Raw genomic sequence first — 265 nt, 5'->3', positions numbered from 1 at the left:
ATTTTCTTTGCGCAAGGTGCCTCAACTTTAACGCTATGCGCTAAGAGTCACCTCATGAATTTGGAAAATATCTGATAATATTTTTTAAGTCTTTTCAGTAATATCTACTTTAGTTATATTAACTTCTTCGCTTATTTCACTATCACATAAAACGCGTTTGGCGTTGTATGGTTAAGCCTCACGGGTAATTAGTACAAGTTAGCTTAATGGCTCACACCACTTCCACATCTTGCCTATCAACGTTGTAGTCTTCAACGGCCCTTCA

The 265-nt window shown here is 37.4% G+C and carries 1 rRNA gene; it reads right to left on the bottom strand.

Features of this window, described 5'->3' with window-relative positions:
* Nucleotides 1-167: 167 nt before the first annotated feature.
* Nucleotides 168-265 (bottom strand): 23S ribosomal RNA (locus tag H4J63_RS19955); the annotation flags it as partial.

The organism is Pseudoalteromonas sp. 5Ae-yellow, from assembly GCF_014077565.1.
In the GTDB taxonomy this organism is placed as follows: Bacteria; Pseudomonadota; Gammaproteobacteria; order Enterobacterales; family Alteromonadaceae; genus Pseudoalteromonas.
Note: the sequence above shows the minus strand (reverse complement) of the source record. Positions and strands in the feature narration are given on the sequence as shown.